This is a genomic window from Achromobacter sp. 18P8.1.1, assembly GCF_057799415.1.
On record NZ_JBYOKH010000003.1, the window covers coordinates 134,154 to 158,949 of the forward strand.

The window sequence follows — 24,796 nt, forward strand, 5'->3', positions numbered from 1 at the left end:
TTTATCCGATTACCACTCGGCGAAGCTGCCGTCGGCATGGCGCCAGATCGGGTTGCGCCAGCGGTGGCCCACGGCGGCGCGTTCCTTCACGTATTCCTCGTTGACCTCGATGCCCAGGCCAGGGCCTTGGGGAATCGTGACCATGCCGTCTTCGTACGCGAACACTTCGCGGTTGCTGACGTAGTCCAACAGATCGTTGGCGGCGTTGTAGTGGATTCCCAGGCTCTGTTCCTGGATGAACGCGTTGTAGCAGCCCGCATCGATCTGCAGGCAGGTGGCCAGCGCGATCGGGCCCAGCGGGCAGTGCAGCGCCAACGCCACGTCATAGGCTTCGGCCATGGCGGCAATCTTGCGGGTTTCGGTGATGCCGCCGGCGTGCGAGGGGTCGGGCTGGATGATGTCCACATAGCCTTCGGACAGCACGCGCTTGAAGTCCCAGCGCGAGAACAGGCGTTCGCCCAGCGCGATCGGCGTGGACGTCAGCGGGGCCAGCTCCTTCAGCGCTTCATAGTGTTCGCTCAGCACGGGCTCTTCGATGAACATCAGCTTGAACGGGTCCAGCTCTTTCATCAGCACCTTCGCCATGGGCTTGTGGACGCGGCCGTGGAAGTCCACGCCGATGCCCACGTTGGGGCCCACGGCGTCGCGCACGGCGGCCACGTTCGCGAGGCACTTCTCGACCTTGTCGAACGAGTCGATGTATTGCAGTTCTTCGGTGCCGTTCATCTTCACGGCGGTAAAGCCGCGGTCCACCGCGCTCTTGGCGGCGGCGGCCGTGTCGGCCGGGCGGTCACCACCAATCCACGAATACACGCGGATGCGGTCGCGCACGTTGCCGCCCAAGAGTTGCGACACCGGCACGCCCAGGTGCTTGCCCTTGATGTCCCACAGCGCCTGGTCGATGCCGGCCAGCGCGCTCATGTGGATGGCGCCGCCGCGGTAGAAGCCGCCGCGGTACAGCACCGTCCAGTGGTCTTCGATGTTGCGCGGGTCTTTGCCGATCAGGTAGTCGGACAGTTCTTCCACGGCGGCAGCCACCGAGTGGGCGCGGCCTTCGACGACGGGTTCACCCCAGCCGACGATGCCTTCGTCCGTTTCGATTTTCAGGAAGCACCACCGGGGCGGCACGATGTAGGTAGTGAGCTTGGTGATCTTCATGCTTGGATCTCCTGGACGGGATAGGCGCGTTGCCAGGCCGCGATGAATGCGCGGGCGTTCTGGCCGACTTCGGTGGCCGACAGGCCGGGTTTGTACAAGGCGGAGCCCAGGCCGAAGCCGCTGGCGCCCGCCTGGGCATAGATGGAAAGGTTGTCGGGCGTGATGCCGCCGACGGGCACCAGCGCGATGGGCGGGCGCATCACGGCGCGCCAGGCCTTCAGCACGATGGGGCCCAGCTGTTCGGCGGGGAACATCTTCAGCACGTCGGCGCCGGCGGCCAGTGCGGCGAAGGCTTCCGTGGGGGTGGCGACGCCGGGGCAAGACGCCATGCCCAGCTGCTTGGCGGCGCGGATCACCGCGGCGTCGCTGTGCGGCATGACGATCAGTTCGCCGCCCGCATCCTGGACGCGGGCGCAGTCGTCGGGATTCAGCACCGTGCCGGCGCCGATCAGGCAATCGGTGGGCAGGGCAGCGCGCATCGCACGGATGCTGGCAAGCGGGTCCGGCGAATTCAGCGGCACTTCGATCAGGCGGAAGCCCGCGTCGTAGAGCGCGTTGCCGACGGCCTCGGCTTCGGCGGGCTTGATGCCGCGCAGGATGGCGATCAGGCCGCAGTGGGCCATGGCGGTTTGCAGACCAGGGTGGTTCATGGTGGGTTCCTAGACGGATGCCGAAGAAGGGGTTTCTGCCGCGACCAGTCCGGCACAGACGGCCAGATGCCACAGGCCGCGCTCGGTGGCGTTCTGCGCTTGTTCAGGTGTGCCCAGGCCGTAGTGCTGCATGGCCAGGATGTAGCGCTGGCACAAGGCGGGTTCGCCGCACAGCACGATGCGGGGCGGCTCGCCTTGCTGGCGCAGCATCTCTGCCAGCGCGGCGACTTCGTGGCCGATCAACAGGCCCGACAGGTAGTCGGCTTGCGAGGCGGACGGCAGTTCGCCAGTCAGGCCGAGGGCGCGCGTGCTGAAGATGGTGGACAGCACGCCGGCGCGTCCTGCGGGGGCGCCGGCGACTTTCAGGCCGCGCTCGAAGGCGGCCATGTCGGCGGCGGGCGCTTCACTCATGGTGCGCCCCAGGATGGTGTGGCCGCGCAGCGCGGCGTAGACCTCGCCGGTCATGAAGGTGTCGAAATGCGTGACGCGGCCACGGCGGGCATTGACCCATTTGGAATGCGTGCCGGGCAGGCCGATCAGGACGCTGTCGGCCGCGTGCGGGTCGGAAGTGCGTGCCTGGTCGAACATCACGCCGAAGACTTGCGTCTCTTCGCCGCGCATGACGTTGGGCAGGCCATGGCGCTGGATCAGGCCAGGCACGATGTGCACCGGGGTCGCGTTGCCGCGTTCGACTTTCGTCAGCAGCGTGCCGATGCGTTCCAGGTCGACGGGCACATCCAGGTAAGCCGCTTCTTTCCAGCCTTGCGCGCTGCCCACCATGCCGCAGGCGATCACCGGCAGCGCGGGTTCGGCGCGCAGCCAGTCGCCGCAGGCTTGCTCGAACGCCAGGTCGAAACCGGACAGCGCGGTGCTGGCGGCGCCGTCCTGCAAGGGCTGCGGCAGGCGCATGATGCCCCAGGGAAGATGGCGGGTGTCCAGGGTGTTGCCCCGGGCGTCCAGGCGGTAGGCGCGCAACGATGAGGTGCCCCAGTCCAGCGCGATAAGCGCCGCGCGGGCGGGCGATCCGGTAGTCATCTGATCTGTCTCGTCTCTGGCCGCAGCGCCGGGTGCCGGGGCCGCGCGGGGAGGGCGCGGTGGGGGCGGGCGTTGCAGACCTTGTTGTCGGACGCGCCAGCCGCAAGAACGCAGACGGCGCGGTTTGCGAAAAATTCTAGATCAGCGCTTGAAAAATCTCAAAATATAGAATTAAATCCCACATACAGGGAATACATGCGGCTCCATAAGCGCACTCCCTGCCACGTATCCCGCCTTCTCGACGTTTCATGACTGCTACCGCCCTGACTTCCGCACGCTCCCCCTCGCTGGACCCCGATGGCGCCGCGCCGGCCGGCACGCAGACCCTGATGCGCGGCCTGGCCGTGGTGCAGGCCGTTGCCGATGGCGCGCGCGACTTGAAAGAGATATGCGCCCGTATCGGTGTCGCGCGCAGCACCACGCACCGGCTGGCCAGTTGCCTGGTGCAGGAGCGCTATCTGCGTGCCCTGCCGGGCGTGGGCTACGTGTTGGGTCCCAAGCTGATCGAACTGGGCTTTCAGGCGCGCGAGGCGTTTCCGATGGCCACGCTGGCCCGGCCGTACCTGGATAGCCTGGCCGAGCTGACGGGCGACACCATCCACCTGGCCGTGCGCGACAACGACGAAGTGCTGTACCTGGAGAAGATCCCCGGCAAGAAGGGGCTGGAGATGCGTTCGCGGGTGGGCCACCGCATGCCGCTGGCCGCCACGGGCGTGGGCAAGGCGTTGCTGCTGGACACCGAAGAACCGCAATGGAAGGCGCTGCACCGCATCGGCGCGCCGGTCTCGTCGCGCGCGCCCGGCGGGCAGCAGAGCTGGGAGGCGTTCCGCGACCGCATGCGCGAATATGCCGCACAAGGCTATGCGTTCGACCTGGAAGACAACGAACCCTCGATCCGCTGCGTGGCCGCGCCCGTGCGCGACGCGTCCAGCGGCATCGTGGCGGCCATCAGCGTGTCCAGCACCGTGCCGTACATGTCACTGGAACGCATGCACGACATGGTCGCGGTGGTGCAGGGGGCCGCAGCGGAGATCTCTGCGGAGATGGGGTGGAAGGTGGAGCGCGGCTAAAGGGGGCGTCTGCCCCCTTCAGCGGTTATTCCAATGGCAGCGTCAGCACGCCCTGCGGGGCGGGGCGCATCATTACGCGGCGGTACCAGGCGGATAGTGCCGGGGTGTCCGGGCGTTCGATCGGCAGGGCCAGCCAGCGGTGCGCGGAAGTCACCAGTGCGATGTCGCCGATGGTCAGATGGCGGCCGGCGATGAATTCGCGGCCTTGCAAGGCCTGGTCCAGGATCTGCGCACGGGCGTTGGAGCGCTTGACCGAGTTGTCGATGGCGGCGCGGTCGCGTTTGTCTTCCGGCGTCCGGATCAGGCCCAGAAAGGCCGGCGCCATCGCGCCCTGCCATTCCGTCGTCTGCCAATCCATCCAGCGGTCGGCGTCCGCGCGCATACACGCGTCTTCCGGCCACAAGGTGCCCGCGCCATAGCGTGCGGCCAGGTAGCGGACGATGGCATTGGATTCCCACAGCACGAAGCCGCCGTCATCGATGACGGGCACGGTGCGGTTAGGATTCAGCTTGGCGAATTCGGGTGTGTCCACCACGCCGAACGGCCCGCCGGCCTGGATGAAGGTGTGCGGCAGCGCCAGCTCGCGCACGGCCAGCATTACTTTCTGCACGTTGACGGAAGTCAGGCGTCCCCAGATCTTCAACATATCCAGTCCTTGAGTTGTGTCAGGCGGGCGGCAATTGCCGCCGCGCAAAGCCGCTGTCGCGCGAAAAGCGCGTCCAGTTGAATGCGGGCCCCGGATCGGTCTTGCGGCCCGGGGCAATGTGTTCGTGGCCCCAGGCCGCGGCCAGGGGATAGCGCGTGCGCAGCACCGGTGTCAGCTTGCGCAGCGCCAGGTACTGCTCGTCGGCGTAGGGCAGCGTGTCGGTGCCTTCCAGTTCGATGCCGATGGAGAAGTCATTGCAGCGTTCACGTCCGCCAAAGCGCGACACGCCGGCGTGCCACGCGCGCTGCTCGGTAGATACGAACTGGATGATGCGCCCGTCGCGGCGGATGAAGAAGTGGGCCGACACGCGCAAGCCGCGCAGGCGTTCCAGCCAGGGGTGCGAGGAATAGTCCAGCGTGTTCAGGAACAGCCCGGCAACCTCGGGGCCGCCGAACCGGCCGGGCGGCAGGCTGATGTTGTGCAGCACCAAGAGCGAGACCTGCGCGCCAGCGGGGCGCGCGTCGCGGTTGGGCGAAGGCAGAAGGGTGACGCCCGGGGCCGGCGCCAGCCAGCCATGTCGATCCAGAAGCAGAGCCATGGGAGAGAGCATGCGTGGTGAATCCAACAGGCATTATGCCGTGGTCGCCGCAGCCTCCCAAATCAGCACTTGCGCGGCGCGTGAACCCCATCGCGCCGCGTTGGTTACTTCTTTGCGGGTCCCAGCCTTGCGTGTTCCGTGCTGCACCAGGTCAGCCCGTTCTGCAGCACGGCCTCGGAGCGCGGCAGGTGGATGCCGCAGTGCGCGCAGCGCACCATGGACTCCGGAGCCGCCGGCGCAGGCTGGCTGCGGCGTGCGCTGTTCTGCGCGCCTGCCTGCTTTGCCGCCGCCATGCGGGCGGCGATGCGGGCCACGAACAGCACCGCAATGATCAGAACCACCCAAAACAGCAACTTGCCCACGTCAGCCTCGATGCAAAATCATTTCCAGCACGAACCGGCTGCCGGTGTACGCCAAAATCAGGAAACCAAAGCCCGTCAATGTCCAGCGCAGGGCCACGCGGCCGCGCCAGCCCCAGATGTGCCGGCCCGCCAGCAGCACGCCGAACGTCAGCCAGGACAGCAGGGTGAAGACGGTCTTGTGGTCAAAGGGCAGGATCTTGCCGGTCAGCTTCATGGACGCGACCGACCCGGATCCCACGGCGAGCGTCAGTACGATGAAACCGATCCAGATGATACGAAACAGCAGTTGTTCCTGCACCAGCAGCGGGGGCTGGGAGTCCAGCACGCGGCCGATGATGCTGCGTTCGGTGGGCGCGTCCAGCGGGCGGTGCAGATGGCGGTCAAGCAGGGCCATCATCATGGCGTGCAGGGCGGCGATGGTGATCAGGCCGTAGGCGGCCAGGGCGATCAGCAGGTGGACACGCAGCCAGGCGTCGTCGGCGTGGGGCACGAATTGCCCCTGCGGGAACAGCGCGGCCAGGGCGCTGGCGATGGCGGCGGCGGGCAAAAGCAGCAATTGCAGGCCGTCGATGCGCACCAGCAGGCTCTCCAGCCAGAAGACCACCATGCCCAGCCAGATGGCCGCCGACAGGGCAAGTGCCCACCCAATGAACAGATGCTGGGCGCCCAGCATGGCTTGTTGCAGGCCGATTCCATGGAGAACCAGGGCCCCCAGCAGGCACAGACGGGCGATTCTGCCCGTCTTTTCCACTTCCCCGGCGCCGGCCAATCGGATCCAAAGTGACCCTCCTAGCACTGCGTACGCCAAGGCAGCCGCTGTGTGAAATACAATGCCTAGTGACATAGAAACCGTTGTCTGGATGGGGCCTTGGGGTGCATGTCACCCGAAAGCGCAGAATCCGCGCCTGCGGCCACCGTTCAATCAACTAGTTTAAGCGGAAACGCCTCTCATGCTCGATAACCTAACTACACGCCTATCGCGCGTCGTCAAGACGCTGCGCGGTGAAGCCCGCCTTACCGAGGCCAACACCCAGGAGATGCTGCGCGAAGTGCGCATGGCGCTGCTGGAAGCCGACGTGGCGTTGCCCGTCGTGCGCGAGTTCGTCGCCCGCGTGAAGGACAAGGCGCTGGGCGAAGAAGTCGCCGGCAGCCTCAGCCCCGGCCAGGCCCTGGTGGGCGTCGTCCACAAGGAACTGACCGCCTTGATGGGCGGCGACCTGGGCGCCGATTCCAACGAATTGTCGCTGGCCGTGCAGCCGCCCGCCGTCATCCTGATGGCCGGCTTGCAAGGCGCCGGTAAAACCACCACCACCGGCAAGCTGGCCCGCTGGCTGTCCGAAGGCCAGCACACGCAGCACGGCCGCAAGACCGGCAAGAAGAAAGTGCTGGTGGTGTCCGCCGACGTCTACCGTCCCGCGGCTATCGACCAGTTAAAGAGCGTGGCGGCGCAGGTCGGCGTGGATTTCCTGCCGTCCGACCCCAGCCAGAAGCCTGAAGACATCGCGCGCGGCGCGGTGGACCACGCCAAGCGCCATCACTACGACGTGCTGATCCTGGACACGGCCGGCCGCCTGGGCATCGACGAAGCCATGATGCGCGAAATCCGCGCCTTGCATGACCTGGTCAAGCCGGTTGAAACGCTGTTCGTGGTGGACGCCATGCAGGGCCAGGACGCGGTCAACACCGCGCGTGCCTTCGCTGATGCGCTGCCGCTGACCGGCGTGGTGCTGACCAAGCTGGACGGCGACGCCCGCGGCGGCGCGGCGCTCTCGGTGCGTCACGTCACCGGCAAGCCGCTGAAGTTCGTCGGCGTGTCGGAAAAGCTGGATGGCCTTGAGCCCTTCTACCCCGACCGCATGGCACAACGCGTGCTGGGCATGGGCGATATCGTCTCGCTCGTTGAACAGGCGCAGAAGAACATCGACATCGCCGAAGCTCAGAAGCTGGCGGCGAAGATCAAGTCGGGCAACAAGTTCGACCTGAACGACTTCCGCGACCAGCTCGGCCAGGTGAAGAAGCTGGGCGACATGGGTTCGCTGCTTGAAAAGCTGCCCGCCCAGTTCCAGCAGGCCGCCGGCCAGCTGCAAGGCGGCCAGGCTGAAAAGCAGTTGCGCCGCACGGAAGGCATCCTGAATTCCATGACGGCCGCCGAACGCGCCAAGCCCGAACTCATCAAGGCCTCGCGCAAGCGCCGCATCGCAACGGGCTCCGGCGTGCCGGTGCAAGAGGTCAACCGCCTGCTGGCCCAGTTCGAACAGATGCAGGGCATGATGAAGCAGATGAAGAAGGGCGGCATGGCAAAGATGATGCGCGCCATGGGCGGCATGAAGGGCCTTGGGCGTTTCGGAATGAAGTAAAAAAATGGCCAGACGTTGCGTCTGGCCAAGCAATCGCGGCAGGCAGGGGGCGCCTCGCCGCGACACAAGCCGGAAAACGCATGGGTGTTCTCCGGGTTGTTGGATTGCTTTGCGGCTTACGCCAAGGGCGGGATGCGCAGCACCTGGCCCGGGTAGATCTTGTCGGGGCTGGTCAGCATCGGCTTGTTGGCTTCGAAGATCAGCGAGTTCTTGGCGCCTTGGCCCTTGCCGTATTGCGCCTCGGCGATCTTCCACAGGTTGTCGCCCTTTTGCACCGTGTACATCTTGGCTTCGGGCGTGGCCTGCTTCACTTTCAACTGATTGTCCACCGCGGCCACGCCGACGGTGTTGCCCAGCGCCAGGGAGATCTTCTCGGCCGCTTCGGTGCTGAGGGCTTCGCCCGCCACCGTGACCTTGTCGCCATCCACCGTGATTTGCAGGCCGTCCGCGTTCAGGCCGTGCTTATCCAGCTCTTTCTTCAACTCGTCTGCCGTCGCGGCCTTGGCCTCGCTGGCGCCGAAGAGCTTTTCCCCAACGTCCTTGATGAAATTGAGCAGACCCATAGTGTTTCCTTTATCTATGTTGCGGTGAGAAAACGAGAAGTGCTTTCAGGGCGCGCGGCCCACAAGCATCTTGCGCACGATCCCGACGATCAGGGTAAGCACGGCGCCACCGACGCCGCCGCCCACCACGTCACCGGCGATCGTTGAAAGATCCAGTCCGGTATTGCTTGCCGTTGCGGCCGCTCCCGCGCCGGCGGTGATCATGGGCGCCAGCCACGAACCGCCCGCCAGGCCGCCGATGGCCCCTGCGATGGTGTTGCCGAGTGGGCCAAGATTGAACTGCTGGAGCATTTTCCCCAGTCCATTGCCACCGGCTGCGCCAGCGACAAGCTGGATGAGAAGATTGATGATGACCGCGGTGTTCATGATGCCTCCTTGCCCCGTAGGGCGATGTGCAACGCTAGAACAACAGCAAGACAACGTAACGACGCCAGCAGCAACGATTATTACTCGCAGACTCGCCGCCAGACGAGGGGTTAACGTGTAACAGGTTGCTAGTACCGCGGCAGACTACGCAAGAATGCTCGTCAGTTTGCAGGCGGCGTAGCGCGGCAGGCGCAAACCCTATCAGGCGCATGGTGCCGTGCGTCAGAACCTGATGGAAAACGCATAAGCAAAAGGGCCGCTGATCAAGCGGCCCTTCGTCTTGAAAATGCCTGTTTGCGGCGCAATAAGTGCGGCGCAAACAAATCGCGAAATCAGCCGCCGCCCACCGCGACGACAATCTCGATCTGGTCGCCGTCGGTCAGCGTGGTCTGTTCGTGCTGGCTCTTGGGCACGATCTCGCCATTACGCTCTACCGCCACGCGCTTGCCCGCGTAGCCCAGCGTTTGCAGCAGTTCGATGACGGTGGTGTTCAGCGGGAACTCCCGCGCGTCGCCATTCAGGGTGATGTGCATATCGGGTCTCCTCACTGTTTCGCGTAGGCGTCGGTGGCAGCGATCAGGCGCGCCAAGGTGCCGGGCTCGTCGAAGGCGTGGCCGGCGTCGGGCACCAGATGGAATTCAGCTTCCGGCCAGGAGCGATGCAGGTCCCACGCGGTGCGCGCGGGCGTGCAGACGTCGTAGCGGCCTTGCACGATGGTGCCGGGGATGCCGCGCAGCTTGTGGGCGTCGCGAATCAACTGGCCTTCTTCCATGAAGCCGGCGTTCACGAAATAGTGGTTCTCGATGCGGGCAAAGGCCAGCGCGGCGCGGTCGGCGGCGTGGCTTTGCTGATGGCGCGGGCTGGGCAACAGCGTGATCGTGCTGTCTTCCCACTTGCTCCATGCCTTGGCGGCGCGCAGCTGCTCGGCGGCGTCGTCGCCCGTCAGGCGCTTGTGGTACGCCGCCACCAGGTCGCCGCGTTCAGCTTCAGGGATGGGCGCCAGATATTCTTCCCAGCGGTCCGGGAACAGCCACGATGCGCCTTCCTGGTAGAACCATTGGATTTCCGCGCGGCGCAGGCCGAAGATGCCGCGCACCACCAATTCGCTCACGTGCGACGGGTGCGTTTCGGCGTAAGCCAGCGCCAAGGTCGACCCCCAGGACCCGCCGAACACCAGCCACTTGTCAGCACCCATGATCTCGGTGCGCAGGCGCTCGATATCGGACACCAGGTGCCAGGTCGTGTTGTTGTCCAGGCTGGCGTGCGGCTTGGAACGGCCGCAACCGCGCTGATCGAACAGCAGCACGTTGTAGCGCTGCGGATCGAACAATTGGCGATGCACCGGCGAACAACCGCTGCCCGGGCCGCCATGCAGGAAGACGGCGGGCTTGCCGTTCGGATTGCCCGACATTTCCCAATAAATCTGGTGGCCGTCGCCGGTATCCAGGATGCCGTGGCGGTAGGGTTCGATTGGCGGGTAGAGCATTAGGCGACTCGCTTGAAGATCAGGTCCCAGACGCCGTGGCCCAGACGCAGGCCGCGGTTCTCGAATTTGGTCAGAGGGCGGTAATCGGGGCGGGGCGCATAGCCGTCCGCCGTGTTGGCCAGCAGCGGTTCGCCGCTAAGCACTTCCAGCATCTGCACCGCGTAGTCTTCCCAGTCGGTGGCGCAATGGATGTAGCCACCCGGTGCGATGCGGCTGGCCAGCAGCGACACGAACGCGGGCTGCAGCAGGCGGCGCTTGTGATGGCGCTTCTTGGGCCACGGGTCCGGGAAGTACACATGCACGCCGGCCAGCGAATCCGGGGCGATCATGTCGCGCACGACTTCAACGGCGTCGTGCTGGATGATGCGCAGGTTCGGGATGTTGGAATCTTCAATGCGGCGCAGCAGCGAGCCCACACCGGCGTTGAACACTTCGACGCCCAGGAAGTTGTCGTCCGGACGGGCCAGCGCGATCTTCTCGGTGGTCTCACCCATGCCGAAGCCGATCTCCAGCACCGTCGGCGCCTGCCGGCCGAAAGCGGCGGCGGGGTCCAGGCGGCGGGGCGCGTACGGAATGGACCACTGGCCCATCAGGCGCTCCAGCGCGGCCAACTGGCCCTGGGTGATGTGGCCGCGGCGATGCACGAAGCTGCGGATGTGCGTGGCGCCCGGACTGTTCGGGGCGTGGGCGGTGCTGGCCAGCGCGGCCTGGGTTTCCGGGGAAACGGGGGCTTGCGCAGCGGCGGGCGCGGCGGAGTCGGCGGTCGTGTCGGGGGTGGTCACGGGGGGCGTCGCGGGCTTGTCCGCGGGGTTGTTCGTATTCATAGCCCCGAATTGTAGTGGCAGGTGTGGCGGGGCGGAGTCGGCCGGATGGACTAAATTGGGGACGCATTTGCGCCGAGCCAGCCGGAAGGCGCGGCAGGGAGGACAAAAATCCCCCTGGAATCCAAAAAAAGGCGCGCTATAATCGTCGGCTCTGCTCCGGCCCTGCGCCGCGGCACGACACCCGAGCGGGTGTAGTTCAATGGTAGAACGGCAGCTTCCCAAGCTTCATACGAGGGTTCGATTCCCTTCACCCGCTCCACTTCGATTCTTCACGAACCGCCACCGCACGCCGGTGATCGTCGCAAGCCATTCCCAGATTTCTGACCTGCCCGACCGGCGTGACTTCATTGCCTTCACATTGACGCGCGTGCCTGTTTCGCCGCCGGCGCTGCCGCCTGCGCGGTATCAGCATTGTCGGCGGCCTTCGCCGAGCGCTTCTTCAATTCCAGGATGACCTGGCCGCCCGACAGGATGTCGGTCTGGACGGCGACCCTCGCTGCCTGGCTATCGCGATTGCGCATCGCCGCCAGCAGGGAATAGTGACCGTCGATCATGTCGCGTCCACCTGCCGTATAGCACTGGGCGATCAACGGCCCCATCTTCAACCATAGACGTTCCAGGATGCTCAAGAGCACCGGCATGTTGGCGATCCGACAGTACTCAAAATGGAAGTGCTGGTTCAGGCTGATGGCCGCCAGGACGTCGCCGGCGGCCAAGGCCTGTTCGTTCTGCTCGATCAGCGCCTCCATGCGCGCGATGTCTTCGGCGGTGGCGACTTCGGCGGCCCGCGCAGCGGCCATGCCTTCGAGCTCGAGGCGGATGTCGCGGATTTCCAGGTATTCGGGCAGGGTGACTTCGGCCACCCGGATATCGCGCGCGCTACGCATGGTCAGCGCGCCATCCTGCACCAGGCGCAGCACGCCGTCGCGCACGGGGGTGATGCTGGTGCCTAGCTCTGCGGCCAGCTCCCGGATACGCAGCCGGTCTCCCGGCCGTAGCTGGCCCTCCATCAGGGCGCTGCAGATTCTGGTGTAGACCCGCTTGCCCATGCTTTCGTACTGCATGGCGGAAAAGCGGGCCTCTGTTTGCGGCGGCAGCACTGTCGCAGGCGCGTCGGCGTTAGGGTCGGAATGCGGGCTTGCGCTCGGATGATGCATCAAAGTACGTGCCAAGAGTCTGAAGATCGCCACAGAGACGTTGGTCCGGGCGGGCGGATGGCGGGCTTGCTGCCCACTCCCTACTTTATCAGCCTTATAGGTGAAACCGGCATTCGAGGGCGGTTTCCCGGGATATTGCCGTCTTCGGGATTACACCGATATCGGGGTTTTTGTATCTTGATGCATGATGCATCAAATATCTAAATCGGGATGTGTCGTGATGCTGTCGAATGCCGCCACCGGCATGGAAGAACCGGTGGACGCCCTGCTGGTGAATTCGCCGCCGCCGATCCGGCTCAAGGATGCGGAACGCGTCGCCAGGGCCTGCTACCCCGGTTATGCGCAGTGCGCCCCGTTGTCGGGCGAGCGCGACATGAATTTCCGGATCAGCCGGGCGGACGGCGAGTCGCTGACGCTGAAGTTCATCAATGGCGCGGAAAGCCTGGACGAAACGCGCATGCAGATTGCGGTGCTGAAGCATCTGGAAGCGCGCAGTCACGGCATGGGCTCGGTGCGGGCGCCGCATCACCAGCCTGCCGACGCGGCAAGGCTGACAGAGGACTACCCGGATATCAGGCCGGGGTGCGGGGATGGCTCGGCGTCGCAGGACTGGCTGGATTTTCATGTGCCGGACGTTGATGGCCCTGTGCGGGTGCGCGCCTATGGCTACCTGCCTGGCCGGGCGGGAACGGCCATGTCGGCCGCGCCGCAGTCCTGGTACGCCGTGGGCAGGGCGGCCGGGCAACTGGATGGGCAGCTTGCCGACTTCGAACATCCGGCGGCGCATCGCCTGTTCCTGTGGGATGCCTGCCAGGTGGCGCGCGTGCGGCCGATGCTGGGGGCAGTCGAGTCCGCGGACGAACGGGCGCGCATCGCTGCCTATCTGGACGTGTTCGAGCTGGACGTCATGCCTGCGCTGGCCGCGCTACCCAGCCAGATCATCCACAACGATCTGTCGCCCAGCAACATTCTGGTCGATGCGGCGGGCTCGGATCTGGCGGGCATCCTGGACTTCGGCGATATGGTCCACGCGCCGCGGATCGCCGAGATCGCCATCGCCGCGTCCTACCAGATGACGGCTGCCGGCAATCCCCTGGACGTGCTGTCGGCCGTCGTGGCGGGTTACGAGTCGGTGTCTGCGCTGACGCCGCAAGAGCGGCGCCATGTGCTGGACCTGGTGCTGGCGCGGCTGGTGCAGCGCATGGCGATTCCGTCCTGGCGCGCTTTGCGCTTTCCCGGTAATGGCGCCTACATCCTGCGCAGCCGGGCGGCGGCGACGGCGTTGTTCAACGAGCTGTACGACGAATGGGGCCGGGGCGCCCGTTGAGCGCGTCCTGCATGGAACTGCGCGACGCCGCGTACGAATCGAACCAAGGACATGCGATGACAGTAAACCGCAACGAGGCGCATCAAGACTTGTTGGCGCGGCGCAAGGCGCTGGGGCCGGCTTACCGGTTGTTCTACGAAGAACCGGTGGAACTGGTGCGCGGCGAGGGCGTGTGGCTGTACGACGCCTCGGGGCGTCGCTATCTGGACGCCTACAACAACGTACCCGTGGTCGGGCACGCCAATCCCGCCGTGGTGCAAGCGCTGTCGCGTCAGGCATCCAAGCTCAACACGCATACGCGGTATCTCCACGAAGGCGTGGTTAATTACGCCGAACGTTTGCTGGCGCTGTTTCCGGATGCGCTGGACATCGCCATGTTCACCTGCACGGGCAGCGAGGCCAATGACCTGGCGCTGCGCATCGCTTTCGAAGCGACGGGGCGGCGAGGCGTGATCGTTACCGAGAATGCCTATCACGGCGTGACGATGGCGCTGGCCGATGTGTCGCCTTCGCTGCGTCCTGTCGGGGCGCACGTCCGGACGATACCGGCGCCTTGCCTTCTAAAGGGATCGCCGCACGAGGTTGCGGCGAAGTTCGCCGCCTGCGTGGATGCTGCGGCCGACGAGCTGGAAGCCGCCGGCACGCCAGTGGCCGCGCTGATGGTCGACACCGTGTTCGCCAGCGACGGCATGTACGCCGATCCCGGCGAAGCGCTGACGTTGGCGGCCGAGCGCGTGCGCGTCCGCGGCGGCCTGTTCATCGCCGACGAAGTGCAAGGCGGCTTTGCCCGGATGGGCGCCAACTGGTGGGCTTTTCAGCGCGATAGCGTGATCCCGGACATGGTGTCCATGGGCAAGCCCATGGGCAACGGCCATCCGATCGGCGGCCTGGTCGTGCAGTCGCGCCTGGCAGAGGTCTTCGGCCGGCAATGCCGCTATTTCAATACTTTCGGGGGCAACACCGTGTCGTCGGCCGTCGGCCTGGCAGTGCTGGACGAGCTGGCGCGCATGGATGCGCCAGCCCACGTCGAGCGCACCGGCCAGGTCATGGCGCAAGCGCTGGACGAGCTGGCGCAGCGCCACGATTGCCTGGGGGCAGTGCGCGGGCAGGGCCTGTATTGGGGCGTCGACATCGTCGCGCCTGACGGGGATGCGGCGAGTGCCGCCCGCCTGACCCAACGAATCGTCAATGGGTTGCGCCAGTCCGGCGTGCTGCTCGGCACGGCCGGCCGGCATGCTTCGACGCTCAAGATCCGCCCGCCGCTTGTGTTCCAGCCCGAGCATGCCGGCCTTCTCGCCGCTGCCCTGGATGAGCAGTGCCGCACGGCGATGCGCTGAGCCACCAACAAGATAACTAGACGCTTCATAAGAAGACCGGTCCCACCCCACCACGTCGAACAAGCAAGGGAATCATCATGCGCAACACTATGTTCTTCAGAAAAACGGCACTGCATGTCCTGCTGGCAGGCGCAGCCGCTCTCGGCGCAGGCGCGTCGGCCATGGCGCAGACGCATGGCGGCACGCTCAACGTCATCCTGAATCCCGAGCCTCCCGTCCTGATGCTGGGCCTGAACCAGCAGACGCCTACCCAAATCGTCGGCGGCAAGATCTACGAGAGCCTGCTGACCTATGATTTCAAGCTTAATCCCCAGGCCAGCCTTGCCAAGTCGTGGAGCGTATCGCCCGATGGCCTGACCTATACCTTCGAGCTGCAGGAAGGCGTGACCTGGCACGACGGCAAGCCGTTCGGCGCCGACGATGTGCTGTTCTCGCTCAAGGAGTACTTGCCCGAGGTGCATGCGCGCGCCCGCAACAACCTCAGCCATGTGGCGAATATCGAGAAGACCGGGCCGCTCACCGTCGTCATTACGCTTAAAGAGCCGTACTCACCATTCATCAATGCCTTTGAAGTGTCGTCCGCGCCCATCGTGCCGGCGCACATATACAAGGGCACCGATTTCCGCAACAACCCCGCCAACCAGACGCCGATCGGCACCGGGCCGTTCAAGTTCAAGGAATGGCAGCGCGGCCGCTTCGTGCTGCTGGAGCGCAACGACAAATACTGGCGTCCCAACCTGCCGTACCTGGACAAGATCTACTTCCAGGTGATTCCGGACGCCAACTCGCGCCTGGTCGCGCTGGAAAGCGGCTCGGTGCAGGTCGCCAGTTTTGGCGACATCGATTTCGCCTTCCTGCCGCAGATCAAGGCCAACCCGCAGTTGGAGATCACGACCCAAGGGTACGAGTTCACTGGCTCGCACGCCGCGATCGAGCTTAACCATCGCGCCAAACCGCTGGATGACGCGCGTTTCCGCCAGGCCATCCAGTACGCCATTGACCGCAAGTTCATCGCCGAGCGCATTTTCTTCGGCGCTGCGCGCCCGGCCACGGGCCCGGTGTCGTCGGTCACGCGTTTCTACGACGACAAGCTGCCGCGCTATGACTACGACCCGAAGAAGGCTATTGCGCTGCTCGACGAAATGGGCCTGAAGCCGGATGCCAGCGGCAAGCGGGCCAGCATCAAACTGCTGGGCCTGCCCTATGGCGATACCTGGAACAAGGTGTCCGAGTACGTCAAGAGTTCGCTGTCCAAAGTCGGGGTGGAAGTGGTGCTGGAAAACACCGACGCGGGCAGCTGGGCGCGTCGCTACTCCAACTGGGAGTTCGATTCGGTGGTCGAGTACCTGTACCAATATTCGGATCCGGCGCTGGGCGTGGATCGCACCTACCGGTCAGACAATATCCACAAGGGCGGCTACGGCACCAACACATCGGGCTATGTGAACAAGGACGTGGACGCCGCGCTGATCGCCGCCGCGAAGGAAGTCGACCCGGTCAAGCGCCAGCAGCTGTACTCGCAGGCCTACGGCCAGGTCGCCAAGGATGCGCCGACCGCCTGGTTGGTCGAACTGGCGTTCCCCACAATCACCAATAAGAAGGTCAAGAACGTGACGACGTCCGCCATCGGCGTGGCGGAAAGCTTCGCGACGACCTACATCGAGAAGTAAGAGGGAGAACGGATGATGAGGTGGCTGCGGCCCTTACTTTCCGTGCTGGGCAAGTCGGTCACGGTGCTGGTTGCAGTCGCCGTCATCAACTTCGCCCTGGTGCACATGGCGCCCGGCGACCCGGTCAGCGTGCTGGCTGGCGAAGCCGGGTCGTCCGACGCGAAGTTCCTGGAACAGCTGCGCCAGGAGTTCAAGCTCGATCAACCCCTGGTGGTGCAACTGGGGAGCTATCTGCAATCCATCGCCACGCTGGACCTGGGCTACAGCTACCGGCAGCAACGCCCCGTGTGGGACATGATTGCCGACCGCTTGCCGGCCACGCTGGTGCTGGCGATCCCCGCTTTCCTCATCGCCCTGCTGGGAGGGATCCTGCTGGGGGCGCTGGCCAGCCGTTACCGCGGATCATGGCTGGATTCGGTCATCACCGCGGCATCGCTGGCGTTCTACGCGACGCCGATCTTCTGGGTCGGATTGCTGCTGGTGCTGGGATTCTCGGTCAGCCTGGGCTGGCTGCCCGCGTTCGGCTACGAGACGATGGGTTCGTCGCTGACCGGCGTGCCGCGAATGCTGGACATTGCCAAGCACGCCCTCTTGCCCATCGTCACCCTGGCGGGCTTCAACCTGGCGGTCTACACCCGTCTGGCGCGGGCCTCCATGAACGAGATCCAGGGCGCCGATTTCGTCAAGACGGCGTGGGCCAAGGGCCTGTCTTCGGGCCGGGTGGTGTGGGTGCACCAGCTGCGCAACGCCGTGCTGCCCGTCATCACACTGGCCGGCATGCAGGCGGGTCAACTGATCGGCGGCTCGGTGCTGGTGGAAACGGTGTTCGCCTGGCCGGGTATTGGCCGGCTGGCTTTCGACGCGCTGCAGCAGCGCGACTATCCCGTCCTGCTTGGGGTGTTTTTCTGCACATCGGTGGTGGTGGTGGCGTTCAACCTGTTGACCGACCTGATCTACCGCGTCGTCGATCCTCGCATGCAGAGTCAATCATGAAGTCATTGATCAAGCGATATTTCAGCAATGCCGGCGCGGTGGTGGGGCTGGTCTGCCTGGCAGCCATCGTGCTGATGGCCCTGGGCGCTCAGTGGCTCTATCCGATCAACCCTTGGGACGCTACTGAAGCGCCGTTCCTGCATCCGTTCGAGCAGGCCGGCGCCTGGTTGGGGGCGGACTCCATGGGGCGCAACATCGCAGCGGGCATCGTGCATGGCGCGCAGGCCTCGCTGCTGGTGGGCGTGGTGGCGACCGTGGTCGCGGTGTTCATCGGCATGCTGGTGGGCGTGCCGGCCGGCTACCTGGGCGGGCGCTGGGACGAGCTCCTGATGCGCGTGACCGAGATCTTCCAGACCATTCCCAGCTTTTTGTTCGCCATTGTGCTGGTGGCGATCTTCCAGCCGTCTTTCGGTTCGGTGATTACTGCCGTGGCGCTGGTGAGCTGGCCGCCGATCGCCCGGCTGGTGCGCGCCGAGTTCATGCGGGTCAAGTCCAGCGAGTTCGTCGAGGCCGCCACGGTGCAGGGCTATTCGCGCACGCACATCGTGTTTGCCGAAATCCTGCCTAACTGCGTGTCGCCGCTGATCGTGATGGCTTCGCTGATGGTGGCCAACGCCATTCTGCTGGAGAGCGCGATCAGCTTCCTGGGCCTGGGCGATCCCAACCTGATGACCTGGGGCTACATGGTGGGCGCGTCGCGCACGTTTCTGCGCCTGGCTTGGTGGATGTGCCTGTTCCCGGGCGTGGCGATCTTCGTCACCGTGCTGGCGGTCAACCTGATGGGAGAGGGGCTCAATGATGCGCTCAATCCCCGTCTCCATCGCAAGGGGTGAGCCGTGGCGTCGTTGCTTCAGATTGAAAACCTGTCGATCTCGCTGCCGGACGGCGGAGACCGCGCGTTTGCGGTGGAAGGCGTGAGCCTTGCCCTGAACCCGCGCGAAATCGTCTGCGTTGTGGGCGAGTCCGGGTCGGGTAAGTCCACGTTGGCGCATGCCGTCCTGGGCCTATTGCCGCGCGGCCTGCGGATCGCCGGCGGTGATATCCGGCTGGGAGAACTGCAACTGGCCGGCATGCCCCTGGGCGAGCTGCGTAAAGTGCGGGGCAAGCGCATCGCCATGGTGTTCCAGGAACCGCTCAGCGCGCTCAATCCGCTGATGCGCTGCGGACGCCAGATCGGCGAAATGTTGCGTACGCACGGCATGCGCCATGCCGCACAGGTGAATGCGCGTGTCGCCGAGCTGCTGACTTCGGTCGGCTTGCCGGATCATGCCCGCATTGCCGATTCCTATCCTTACCAATTGTCGGGCGGACAACGCCAGCGAGTCATGATCGCCATGGCCCTGGCGCTGGAGCCGGACATCCTGATCGCCGACGAGCCGACCACGGCGCTGGACGTCACCACCCAGGCGCAGATCCTGGCCCTGATCAAGGACATCCAGCAACGCAAGGGCCTGGCCGTGCTGTTCATTACGCACGACTTTGGCGTGGTGTCCGAAATTGCCGACCGGATCGTCGTGATGCAGGGCGGCCGCGTGATCGAGTCGGGCTCGGCGCAGCAGGTGCTGCGCGATCCCCAGGAGGCATACACGCAGTCGCTGCTGGCGGCCGTGCCGTCGTTCCGGCCACCGCCCGCCGGCGAGGTTCAGCCGGATGCCTTGCTTACGGTGAAGAACCTGCGCAAGACGTACGTGCGCAAGGGAAAGTGGTTCGGTCCGGCCCAGCAGTTCCCGGCGGTCAAGGGCGTGTCGTTCGACATCCGGCGCGGCGAGACGGTGGGGCTGGTGGGCGAGTCCGGTTCGGGCAAGTCGACCATCGGCCGCATGCTGGCGGGTCTGGTTTCTGTCGACGATGGCGAGGTGCGATTGCGCGGGGCCGACATGCTGGCGGAGGGCGCGTTCGCCGATCCGGCGCGGCGCCGTTCGGTGCAGATGATCTTCCAGGACCCGTATGGGTCGCTAAACCCCCGCCATACCGTGGCGCGCATCCTGACCGGAGGCATGCGCCGGCATGGCATGTCGGCCAGCGCGGCCATGGGCAGGGCGCGCGAATTGATGCAACTGGTCAAGCTGGACCCGTCCGCGCTGGATCGTTATCCCCACGAATTTTCGGGCGGCCAGCGCCAGCGCCTGGGCTTTGCCCGCGCCATCGCCGTGACGCCGGAACTGATCGTGGCGGACGAACCTGTGTCGGCGTTGGACGTCTCGGTGCAGGACCAGGTGCTGGCCATGCTGCGCCAACTCAAGCAAGAGCTGCATCTTTCCATGCTCTTCATCACGCATGATCTGCGCGTGGCCTCCCAGCTGTGCGACCGCGTCATCGTGCTCAAGCATGGCGAAATCGTCGAGCAGGGCCTGACTGCCCAGGTCTTGGAAAACCCGCAGCACGAATACACCCGCGAGCTGATTGCCGCGGTGCCCGGAAGAAGCTGGAAATAAACACACCCACACGCTTTATAGGATCGCGCAGTGAAAGCATTCATCTCCCCGACCCATGACGTGCCCTGGCCTGGCAACGCCATGATCCGTGGGCTGCTCAAACAGCACCACGATCGCGCCGAACGCAGCATCGAAATCCTTGCCGCGCTGAAGGATGACCTGCGTCTGGATTGCCAATTCGTGCAACGCGCAGCCGAACGTCCAGTGGAATTGTTCGAAGTCCACGCCCCGGACTATCTACATTATCTGGAGACCGCCTGGGACGAATGGTCCAAGGCGCCGGATGCGTCTTTCGAAGTGCGGCCCTACATCACGACGAATCGCTATTTCCCGACGTTGCGTACGCAGATTCCGGTGACGCTCGCCGGCCGCTATCTGGGCGATGGCGGCTCGCCATTGGTCCAGGACGCCTGGGTCAACATGAACGGCAGCGTCGACGCCGCGGTGGCGGCTGCCGACGCGATCATCGAAGGCGAACGCAGCGCCTACGCGCTGCTGCGGCCCGCCGGCCATCACGCCATGCGCGATCTGGCGATGGGCGGCTGCCACATCGCGAATACGGCGATTGCCGCGCAGCGTCTGGCCAAGCGTTTTGGCCGCGTGGCCGTGCTGGATATCGACGTGCACCATGGCAACGGCACGCAGCAGATCTTCTACGACCGCGACGACGTGCTGACCGTGTCGCTGCACGGAAAGCCAGAAACGCTGTTTCCGTTCATCTGCGGCTATGCCGACGAGATTGGAAGCGGCGCCGGCGAAGGCTACAACTGCAATCTGCCCATGGAGGGCGGCACGGCGATCAACGGTTACCTTGAGCACTTCGATCATGCCCTGGAACGGATCAAGGATTTCGCGCCAGGCGTGCTGGTGGTGGCGGCGGGCTTCGACACGTTCCGCCACGATCCGTTCGGCAACCTGGACATCGACACGGCCGATTACGCGGTACTGGGGGATCGAATCGCCCAGCTTGGCCTGCCCACCCTGTTCGTTCAGGAAGGGGGCTACAAGGTCGATACCCTGCGCGCCAACGTCAATTCGCTGGTCGAGGGCTATCTGAACCGCCAGGGAGCCTAGGCATGATGACTGTTGAACGCGAGGCGGGTGAGGGCCGTGTGGTGCTTATCAGCGGCGCCAGCCGGGGCATCGGGCTGGCCCTGGCACGTGAACTGCTAGCGCATGGCTGGCGAGTGTCGGCGGGGACACGCCAGCCTGTGGCGGCGCTGGCGGAGTATGGAGCGGATCGTTGTCATGGGGCGCCCTTCGATGCGCGGGATCCGGCAAGTGAAGCGGCCTGGGTGGCCGCGGCGCACGGCCATTTTGGACGAATCGACGCGATCGTCCATAACGCTGGCATCCTTAGCGGCAAGTCCGTGATCGAAGCGAGCGACCAGGACTTCGACGATATCTTCGCCGTCAACGTCAAGTCGCCCATGCGTCTGACGCGGTTGGTCTGGCCCCATTTACAGGCCGCGCCGGAGGGCAAGGTGCTTGTGATTGCCTCGTTGGCCGGCAAGCGCGTGCGGGCGGCGGAAGGCGGGCTGTATTCCATGAGCAAGGCCGCTGCACTGATGCTGGCTCATGGCATCCGCCATGCCGGCGAAGGGGATCGGATCCGTTGCACCGCAATCTGCCCGGGCTTCGTTGCCACCGACATGGCCGACGGCGTGGACGACTCCGTCAAGGCGCAATTGACCCAGCCCCAGGAAGTTGCCAGGATCGCCCGGATGGCGCTGGAGCTTCCCGCCACGGCCAGCGTGGCGGAAATACCGATCAGCTGGCGGGTGGAAACGGCTTATTGATCGGGAAGCGAGGCGGCGCTGCCGGGCTGGCGTCCGTCCGACCCATGCCCGGCTGGGTACAATCCGCTCCCTATGCGCTATTCCGACTTCGATCATCGCCTTGCCGCACTCGGCGCCCAGCCTGTCCATCGCGGCCGGCTCATGCGCGTCTGGCTGAACGGGCAGGCGCTTGACACCGGCACGCGGCGGCGGCGCGCAGAAGATTTCCTGCCGCTGGCGCTGCGCAATGCGCTACCCGCCGTGACGGCGGAACTGGACGGTCTTGCCTGTATCCGTTCCGAGCATGTCGGCAACGACGGCTCGCGCTTGCTCGTCGACCTTGCCGATGGGCAGATGGTGGAAAGCGTGCTGCTGCCGCGTGACGGCCTGTGCGTGTCCACGCAGGTTGGTTGCGCGGTGGGCTGTCGTTTCTGCATGACCGGCAAGAGTGGCTTGATCCGCCAGGTCTCCAGCATGGAAATCCTGGCCCAGGTGGTGCTGGCACGGCGTCTGCGCGCGGTGAAGAAAGTCGTCTTCATGGGCATGGGCGAACCGGCGCACAACCTGGAGAATGTGCTCGAAGCCATCGACCTGTTGGGCACCGAAGGCAATATCGGGCATAAGAACCTGGTGCTCTCCACGGTGGGCGACCTGCGCGTGTTCGAGGCCTTGCCGAAGCAGCGGGTCAAACCCGCACTGGCGTTGTCGCTGCACACCACCAAGACCGAGCTGCGTGAACACCTGCTGCCGCGTGCCGCGAAAATCTCGCCGGGAGCGCTGGTCGAGCTGGGCGAAAAGTACGCCCGCGACACCGGATACCCGATCCAATACCAGTGGACGTTGCTCAAGGGCGTCAACGACGGTGACGACGAGCTCGACGCCGTGCTGCACCTGCTGAAGGGCAAGTACTGCGTGCTCAACGTCATCCCTTTCAATAGTCTTGAAGGGGACGACTACCAACGCCCCGATCCCGAACGCATCCGCGAGATCGTCCACTACCTTCATAGCCGAGGGTTGTTGACCAAGGTGAGGAACAGCGCCGGGCAGGATGTGGACGGCGGCTGTGGCCAGTTGCGCGCGCGAGCCGTCGGCGCCGAACAGGTCGTCGTGCTGCGTCGCCCGCGCACGCCCGGGCTGGAAGCCGCCTAGCGCCGCCTAGCGCCGCCTGAGCTATGCTCGCCCCAGCGTGTGAGGTGCGAAGCGGGCCTGCTGGCCGCCGGCATCGGTCGCACACCATCCGATACGATTCGATGTTATGGAAGGCCAGGTCGCTCAAGATGAATACGCCCGAGAACTCCCCATCGTCCGCTGCCCCTTACGGGTTGCGGCCTGCTGAAGCGCAGAAAAAGGTCACTGTCCCGACCTTCGCCGACATGCGCGCCCGCGGCGAGAAGATCGCCATGCTGACCGCCTACGATGCGACGTTTGCGGCGGTGGCGGATGCGGCCGGCGTGGACACGCTGCTGGTGGGCGATTCGCTGGGCATGGTGTGCCAGGGCGGCAATGGGACCGTCGGGGTCACGCTTGAGGACATGGCTTATCACACCCGATGCGTGGCGGAAGGCGTCCGGCGCACCGGGGGACGCTCGCTGATTGTGGCGGATCTGCCCTTTGGCAGCTATCAGGTGTCCAAAGAGCAGGCGATCACCTCCGCCGTGGCGCTAATGAGCGCCGGCGCGCAGATGGTCAAGCTTGAGGGCGGAGGATGGGTCGCGGAAACGGCTCGGTTCCTGGTGGAACGTGGCGTTCCGGTATGCGGCCATCTTGGGCTGACGCCCCAGACGGTGTCGTCGCTAGGCGGGTTTCGCGTGCAGGGCCGCACGGATGAGGCCGCCGCGCGCTTGCGCGAAGACAGCGCGGCGCTTGAAGCTGCCGGCGCCACCATGCTGGTCCTGGAAATGGTGCCAGCGGCGCTTGCGGCCTCGATCACGGCGGATCTGGCCGTTTGCGCCACGATTGGCATTGGTGCGGGCCGCGGCACTGCCGGGCAGGTGCTTGTCCTGCACGATATGCTGGGCATCAACCTGGGCCGGATGGCGAAATTCGTCCACAACTTCATGGACGGCAGCGATGGCGTCAAGGACGCGATCGCGCGTTATGTACATGCGGTGAAGAGCGGGTCATTTCCCGATGACGCCAAGCATGCCTGGTAAGCCGTCGGCGCGGTTGCCGTCCGGCTTCGGGGCTGGGGCCGTGCCTTTTGCGGCAACGTTGCCTGCCTAGGCGGCCGGGTGGCGCGGCTTTTTCATGAGGGCTCCTGCTCGAGTTTTGCATGGCGGTACAGCGCGACCCGATCCAGGACCGTCAATCCGCCGTAGTGCGTCTGCAGGACGCCGGCCCGGGCCAATGTCACCAACGCGGTGTTGCAACGCTGGCGCGACACGCCGCACAGGCTGGCGATCTCTTCCTGGGATATCTTCAAGCGGCCGTTGGTGCCGGAATGCGCTTCGGCGTCCAGTTGCGCCGCGACGGCGCGTGCAACCGTGGTGTCGACATCCAGCAGCACGTTGCCCGTGTAAGAGGCCATCAGCCAGTTGACCCGATGGGCCAGGTGCGTCATCAGCGCCTTGGTGAACTCGATATTGTTGTTCCACAGGCGTTCGCAGGTGTCGCGCGGCAAGATCACGACCCGGCTTGGCCGTAGCGCCACCACTTCATATTCGAAGCGTTCCCGGCGGATCATGGTGGCTTCGCCGAACCAGCTGCCGGTACTGAAACCGGCCAGCGACAGGGATCGGCCGTCCGACCCCCGCGACGACCATTTCACCAGGCCTTCGACCACGCCATACCAGCCCGGGGACTTTGCGCCTTCGCGAAACAGGTATTCGCCTGTGCGCAGCGACACCACACGCAGCTCGGCGCGGACCACTTCACGTTCAAGTTGAGGCAAGCCGTTGTACCAGGGGACAACGTCCAGCATTTTGTCGACAGGGCATGGCGCCGGCCGTCGTTTGGCGCCTGGCGATTCGCTGCCGGTACCGGTG

The 24,796-nt window shown here is 65.2% G+C and carries 26 protein-coding genes and 1 tRNA gene; 13 read left to right on the forward strand and 14 right to left on the reverse strand.

Features of this window, described 5'->3' with window-relative positions:
• Window positions 1-9: 9 nt before the first annotated feature.
• Genes dgoD through AC27VE_RS03755 form a run of 3 tightly spaced genes read right to left on the reverse strand, consistent with a single transcriptional unit; the run spans window position 10 to window position 2,843 of the window.
• Entirely contained in the window at window positions 10-1,158 is a 1,149-nt protein-coding gene (gene dgoD, locus AC27VE_RS03745) for a galactonate dehydratase (RefSeq protein WP_006222400.1), read from the reverse strand.
• Complete coding sequence (locus AC27VE_RS03750) at window positions 1,155-1,808, reverse strand: 2-dehydro-3-deoxy-6-phosphogalactonate aldolase (protein WP_488703070.1); 654 nt, start codon at window positions 1,806-1,808, stop codon at window positions 1,155-1,157. The genes dgoD and AC27VE_RS03750 overlap by 4 nt, the downstream gene beginning before the upstream one ends.
• A 9-nt stretch (window positions 1,809-1,817) precedes the next feature.
• Complete coding sequence (locus AC27VE_RS03755; protein WP_315133244.1) at window positions 1,818-2,843, reverse strand: 2-dehydro-3-deoxygalactonokinase; 1,026 nt, start codon at window positions 2,841-2,843, stop codon at window positions 1,818-1,820.
• Window positions 2,844-3,091: 248 nt separating this feature from the next.
• Between AC27VE_RS03755 and AC27VE_RS03760 the strand changes: the two genes are divergently transcribed.
• A complete protein-coding gene (locus tag AC27VE_RS03760; protein WP_427958173.1) occupies window positions 3,092-3,913 on the forward strand; it encodes an IclR family transcriptional regulator in 822 nt (273 codons plus the stop codon).
• Window positions 3,914-3,938: 25 nt separating this feature from the next.
• Here AC27VE_RS03760 and AC27VE_RS03765 read toward each other — a convergent pair whose 3' ends face one another.
• From AC27VE_RS03765 to AC27VE_RS03780, 4 genes are all read right to left on the reverse strand, one after another.
• Window positions 3,939-4,559 carry a glutathione S-transferase family protein gene (locus tag AC27VE_RS03765; RefSeq protein ID WP_006222396.1) on the reverse strand — a complete coding sequence of 207 codons (621 nt, stop codon included), beginning with the start codon at window positions 4,557-4,559 and terminating at the stop codon, window positions 3,939-3,941.
• Window positions 4,560-4,578: 19 nt separating this feature from the next.
• Window positions 4,579-5,157, reverse strand: a complete 579-nt coding sequence (ampD, locus tag AC27VE_RS03770) for a 1,6-anhydro-N-acetylmuramyl-L-alanine amidase AmpD (RefSeq protein WP_006222395.1) — start codon at window positions 5,155-5,157, stop codon at window positions 4,579-4,581.
• 104 nt (window positions 5,158-5,261) lie between these two features.
• Window positions 5,262-5,519 carry a PP0621 family protein gene (locus AC27VE_RS03775; protein ID WP_006222394.1) on the reverse strand — a complete coding sequence of 86 codons (258 nt, stop codon included), beginning with the start codon at window positions 5,517-5,519 and terminating at the stop codon, window positions 5,262-5,264.
• 1 nt (window position 5,520) lies between these two features.
• Complete coding sequence (locus AC27VE_RS03780) at window positions 5,521-6,363, reverse strand: cytochrome C assembly family protein (RefSeq protein WP_035212267.1); 843 nt, start codon at window positions 6,361-6,363, stop codon at window positions 5,521-5,523.
• Between the two features lie 106 nt (window positions 6,364-6,469).
• Between AC27VE_RS03780 and ffh the strand changes: the two genes are divergently transcribed.
• Window positions 6,470-7,876, forward strand: coding sequence for a signal recognition particle protein (gene ffh, locus AC27VE_RS03785; RefSeq protein WP_169269606.1), 1,407 nt, complete (start codon window positions 6,470-6,472; stop codon window positions 7,874-7,876).
• A gap of 116 nt (window positions 7,877-7,992) precedes the next feature.
• Here ffh and lysM read toward each other — a convergent pair whose 3' ends face one another.
• The 5 genes from lysM to trmB form a co-directional block, all read right to left on the reverse strand.
• The gene (gene lysM, locus AC27VE_RS03790; RefSeq protein ID WP_006222391.1) at window positions 7,993-8,439 is read right to left on the reverse strand and encodes a peptidoglycan-binding protein LysM; all 447 of its coding nucleotides are present in this window, start codon (window positions 8,437-8,439) and stop codon (window positions 7,993-7,995) included.
• Window positions 8,440-8,484: 45 nt separating this feature from the next.
• Window positions 8,485-8,805 (reverse strand): hypothetical protein, encoded by a 321-nt coding sequence (locus AC27VE_RS03795; protein WP_427958171.1) that lies wholly within the window; start codon window positions 8,803-8,805, stop codon window positions 8,485-8,487.
• 332 nt (window positions 8,806-9,137) lie between these two features.
• Window positions 9,138-9,338: a sulfur carrier protein ThiS gene (thiS, locus tag AC27VE_RS03800; RefSeq protein ID WP_315525877.1), complete on the reverse strand. Its 201-nt coding sequence runs from the start codon at window positions 9,336-9,338 to the stop codon at window positions 9,138-9,140.
• Window positions 9,339-9,349: 11 nt separating this feature from the next.
• Window positions 9,350-10,291 (reverse strand): prolyl aminopeptidase, encoded by a 942-nt coding sequence (gene pip / locus AC27VE_RS03805; RefSeq protein ID WP_488703071.1) that lies wholly within the window; start codon window positions 10,289-10,291, stop codon window positions 9,350-9,352.
• Complete coding sequence (gene trmB, locus AC27VE_RS03810) at window positions 10,291-11,115, reverse strand: tRNA (guanosine(46)-N7)-methyltransferase TrmB (protein WP_488703072.1); 825 nt, start codon at window positions 11,113-11,115, stop codon at window positions 10,291-10,293. The genes pip and trmB overlap by 1 nt, the downstream gene beginning before the upstream one ends.
• 185 nt (window positions 11,116-11,300) lie before the next feature.
• On the opposite strand from trmB, the gene AC27VE_RS03815 reads away from it, so the two are divergent.
• Window positions 11,301-11,374: transfer RNA gene (locus AC27VE_RS03815), tRNA-Gly, on the forward strand.
• 94 nt (window positions 11,375-11,468) lie between these two features.
• Here the strand turns inward: AC27VE_RS03815 and AC27VE_RS03820 are convergent.
• A complete protein-coding gene (locus AC27VE_RS03820; RefSeq protein WP_488703073.1) occupies window positions 11,469-12,272 on the reverse strand; it encodes a GntR family transcriptional regulator in 804 nt (267 codons plus the stop codon).
• Between the two features lie 220 nt (window positions 12,273-12,492).
• Between AC27VE_RS03820 and AC27VE_RS03825 the strand changes: the two genes are divergently transcribed.
• From AC27VE_RS03825 to panB, 10 genes are all read left to right on the forward strand, one after another.
• A complete protein-coding gene (locus tag AC27VE_RS03825; protein WP_488703136.1) occupies window positions 12,493-13,599 on the forward strand; it encodes a phosphotransferase in 1,107 nt (368 codons plus the stop codon).
• Between the two features lie 56 nt (window positions 13,600-13,655).
• Window positions 13,656-14,936: an aspartate aminotransferase family protein gene (locus tag AC27VE_RS03830; protein WP_488703074.1), complete on the forward strand. Its 1,281-nt coding sequence runs from the start codon at window positions 13,656-13,658 to the stop codon at window positions 14,934-14,936.
• 77 nt (window positions 14,937-15,013) lie between these two features.
• Complete coding sequence (locus tag AC27VE_RS03835) at window positions 15,014-16,606, forward strand: ABC transporter substrate-binding protein (protein ID WP_488703075.1); 1,593 nt, start codon at window positions 15,014-15,016, stop codon at window positions 16,604-16,606.
• 15 nt (window positions 16,607-16,621) lie between these two features.
• Entirely contained in the window at window positions 16,622-17,599 is a 978-nt protein-coding gene (locus AC27VE_RS03840) for an ABC transporter permease (RefSeq protein ID WP_202803386.1), read from the forward strand.
• Window positions 17,596-18,432, forward strand: a complete 837-nt coding sequence (locus AC27VE_RS03845) for an ABC transporter permease (protein WP_006222381.1) — start codon at window positions 17,596-17,598, stop codon at window positions 18,430-18,432. The genes AC27VE_RS03840 and AC27VE_RS03845 overlap by 4 nt, the downstream gene beginning before the upstream one ends.
• Window positions 18,433-18,435: 3 nt before the next feature.
• Window positions 18,436-20,034 (forward strand): ABC transporter ATP-binding protein, encoded by a 1,599-nt coding sequence (locus AC27VE_RS03850; protein ID WP_488703076.1) that lies wholly within the window; start codon window positions 18,436-18,438, stop codon window positions 20,032-20,034.
• Between the two features lie 30 nt (window positions 20,035-20,064).
• Window positions 20,065-21,108, forward strand: coding sequence for a histone deacetylase family protein (locus tag AC27VE_RS03855; RefSeq protein WP_488703077.1), 1,044 nt, complete (start codon window positions 20,065-20,067; stop codon window positions 21,106-21,108).
• A 2-nt stretch (window positions 21,109-21,110) separates the two neighbouring features.
• Window positions 21,111-21,833, forward strand: a complete 723-nt coding sequence (locus tag AC27VE_RS03860) for an SDR family NAD(P)-dependent oxidoreductase (protein WP_088590789.1) — start codon at window positions 21,111-21,113, stop codon at window positions 21,831-21,833.
• A gap of 72 nt (window positions 21,834-21,905) precedes the next feature.
• Window positions 21,906-22,961 (forward strand): RNA methyltransferase, encoded by a 1,056-nt coding sequence (locus tag AC27VE_RS03865; protein WP_488703078.1) that lies wholly within the window; start codon window positions 21,906-21,908, stop codon window positions 22,959-22,961.
• Between the two features lie 128 nt (window positions 22,962-23,089).
• Complete coding sequence (gene panB, locus AC27VE_RS03870) at window positions 23,090-23,965, forward strand: 3-methyl-2-oxobutanoate hydroxymethyltransferase (protein WP_088590787.1); 876 nt, start codon at window positions 23,090-23,092, stop codon at window positions 23,963-23,965.
• Between the two features lie 92 nt (window positions 23,966-24,057).
• Here panB and AC27VE_RS03875 read toward each other — a convergent pair whose 3' ends face one another.
• The gene (locus AC27VE_RS03875) at window positions 24,058-24,732 is read right to left on the reverse strand and encodes a Crp/Fnr family transcriptional regulator (protein ID WP_427958161.1); all 675 of its coding nucleotides are present in this window, start codon (window positions 24,730-24,732) and stop codon (window positions 24,058-24,060) included.
• Window positions 24,733-24,796 lie beyond the last annotated feature (64 nt).

Coding starts and splice junctions, on each gene's coding strand:
- panB (WP_088590787.1), top strand. CDS start 23,090: ATGAATACGCCCGAGAACTCCCCATCGTCCGCTGCCCCTTACGGGTTG.
- dgoD (WP_006222400.1), bottom strand. CDS start 1,158: ATGAAGATCACCAAGCTCACTACCTACATCGTGCCGCCCCGGTGGTGC.
- AC27VE_RS03865 (WP_488703078.1), top strand. CDS start 21,906: ATGCGCTATTCCGACTTCGATCATCGCCTTGCCGCACTCGGCGCCCAG.
- AC27VE_RS03795 (WP_427958171.1), bottom strand. CDS start 8,805: ATGAACACCGCGGTCATCATCAATCTTCTCATCCAGCTTGTCGCTGGC.
- AC27VE_RS03845 (WP_006222381.1), top strand. CDS start 17,596: ATGAAGTCATTGATCAAGCGATATTTCAGCAATGCCGGCGCGGTGGTG.
- ffh (WP_169269606.1), top strand. CDS start 6,470: ATGCTCGATAACCTAACTACACGCCTATCGCGCGTCGTCAAGACGCTG.
- ampD (WP_006222395.1), bottom strand. CDS start 5,157: ATGGCTCTGCTTCTGGATCGACATGGCTGGCTGGCGCCGGCCCCGGGC.
- AC27VE_RS03875 (WP_427958161.1), bottom strand. CDS start 24,732: ATGCTGGACGTTGTCCCCTGGTACAACGGCTTGCCTCAACTTGAACGT.
- pip (WP_488703071.1), bottom strand. CDS start 10,291: ATGCTCTACCCGCCAATCGAACCCTACCGCCACGGCATCCTGGATACC.
- AC27VE_RS03860 (WP_088590789.1), top strand. CDS start 21,111: ATGATGACTGTTGAACGCGAGGCGGGTGAGGGCCGTGTGGTGCTTATC.
- trmB (WP_488703072.1), bottom strand. CDS start 11,115: ATGAATACGAACAACCCCGCGGACAAGCCCGCGACGCCCCCCGTGACC.
- thiS (WP_315525877.1), bottom strand. CDS start 9,338: ATGCACATCACCCTGAATGGCGACGCGCGGGAGTTCCCGCTGAACACC.
- AC27VE_RS03825 (WP_488703136.1), top strand. CDS start 12,493: ATGCTGTCGAATGCCGCCACCGGCATGGAAGAACCGGTGGACGCCCTG.
- lysM (WP_006222391.1), bottom strand. CDS start 8,439: ATGGGTCTGCTCAATTTCATCAAGGACGTTGGGGAAAAGCTCTTCGGC.
- AC27VE_RS03760 (WP_427958173.1), top strand. CDS start 3,092: ATGACTGCTACCGCCCTGACTTCCGCACGCTCCCCCTCGCTGGACCCC.
- AC27VE_RS03780 (WP_035212267.1), bottom strand. CDS start 6,363: ATGTCACTAGGCATTGTATTTCACACAGCGGCTGCCTTGGCGTACGCA.
- AC27VE_RS03765 (WP_006222396.1), bottom strand. CDS start 4,559: ATGTTGAAGATCTGGGGACGCCTGACTTCCGTCAACGTGCAGAAAGTA.
- AC27VE_RS03755 (WP_315133244.1), bottom strand. CDS start 2,843: ATGACTACCGGATCGCCCGCCCGCGCGGCGCTTATCGCGCTGGACTGG.
- AC27VE_RS03835 (WP_488703075.1), top strand. CDS start 15,014: ATGCGCAACACTATGTTCTTCAGAAAAACGGCACTGCATGTCCTGCTG.
- AC27VE_RS03820 (WP_488703073.1), bottom strand. CDS start 12,272: ATGCATCATCCGAGCGCAAGCCCGCATTCCGACCCTAACGCCGACGCG.
- AC27VE_RS03830 (WP_488703074.1), top strand. CDS start 13,656: ATGACAGTAAACCGCAACGAGGCGCATCAAGACTTGTTGGCGCGGCGC.
- AC27VE_RS03750 (WP_488703070.1), bottom strand. CDS start 1,808: ATGAACCACCCTGGTCTGCAAACCGCCATGGCCCACTGCGGCCTGATC.
- AC27VE_RS03840 (WP_202803386.1), top strand. CDS start 16,622: ATGAGGTGGCTGCGGCCCTTACTTTCCGTGCTGGGCAAGTCGGTCACG.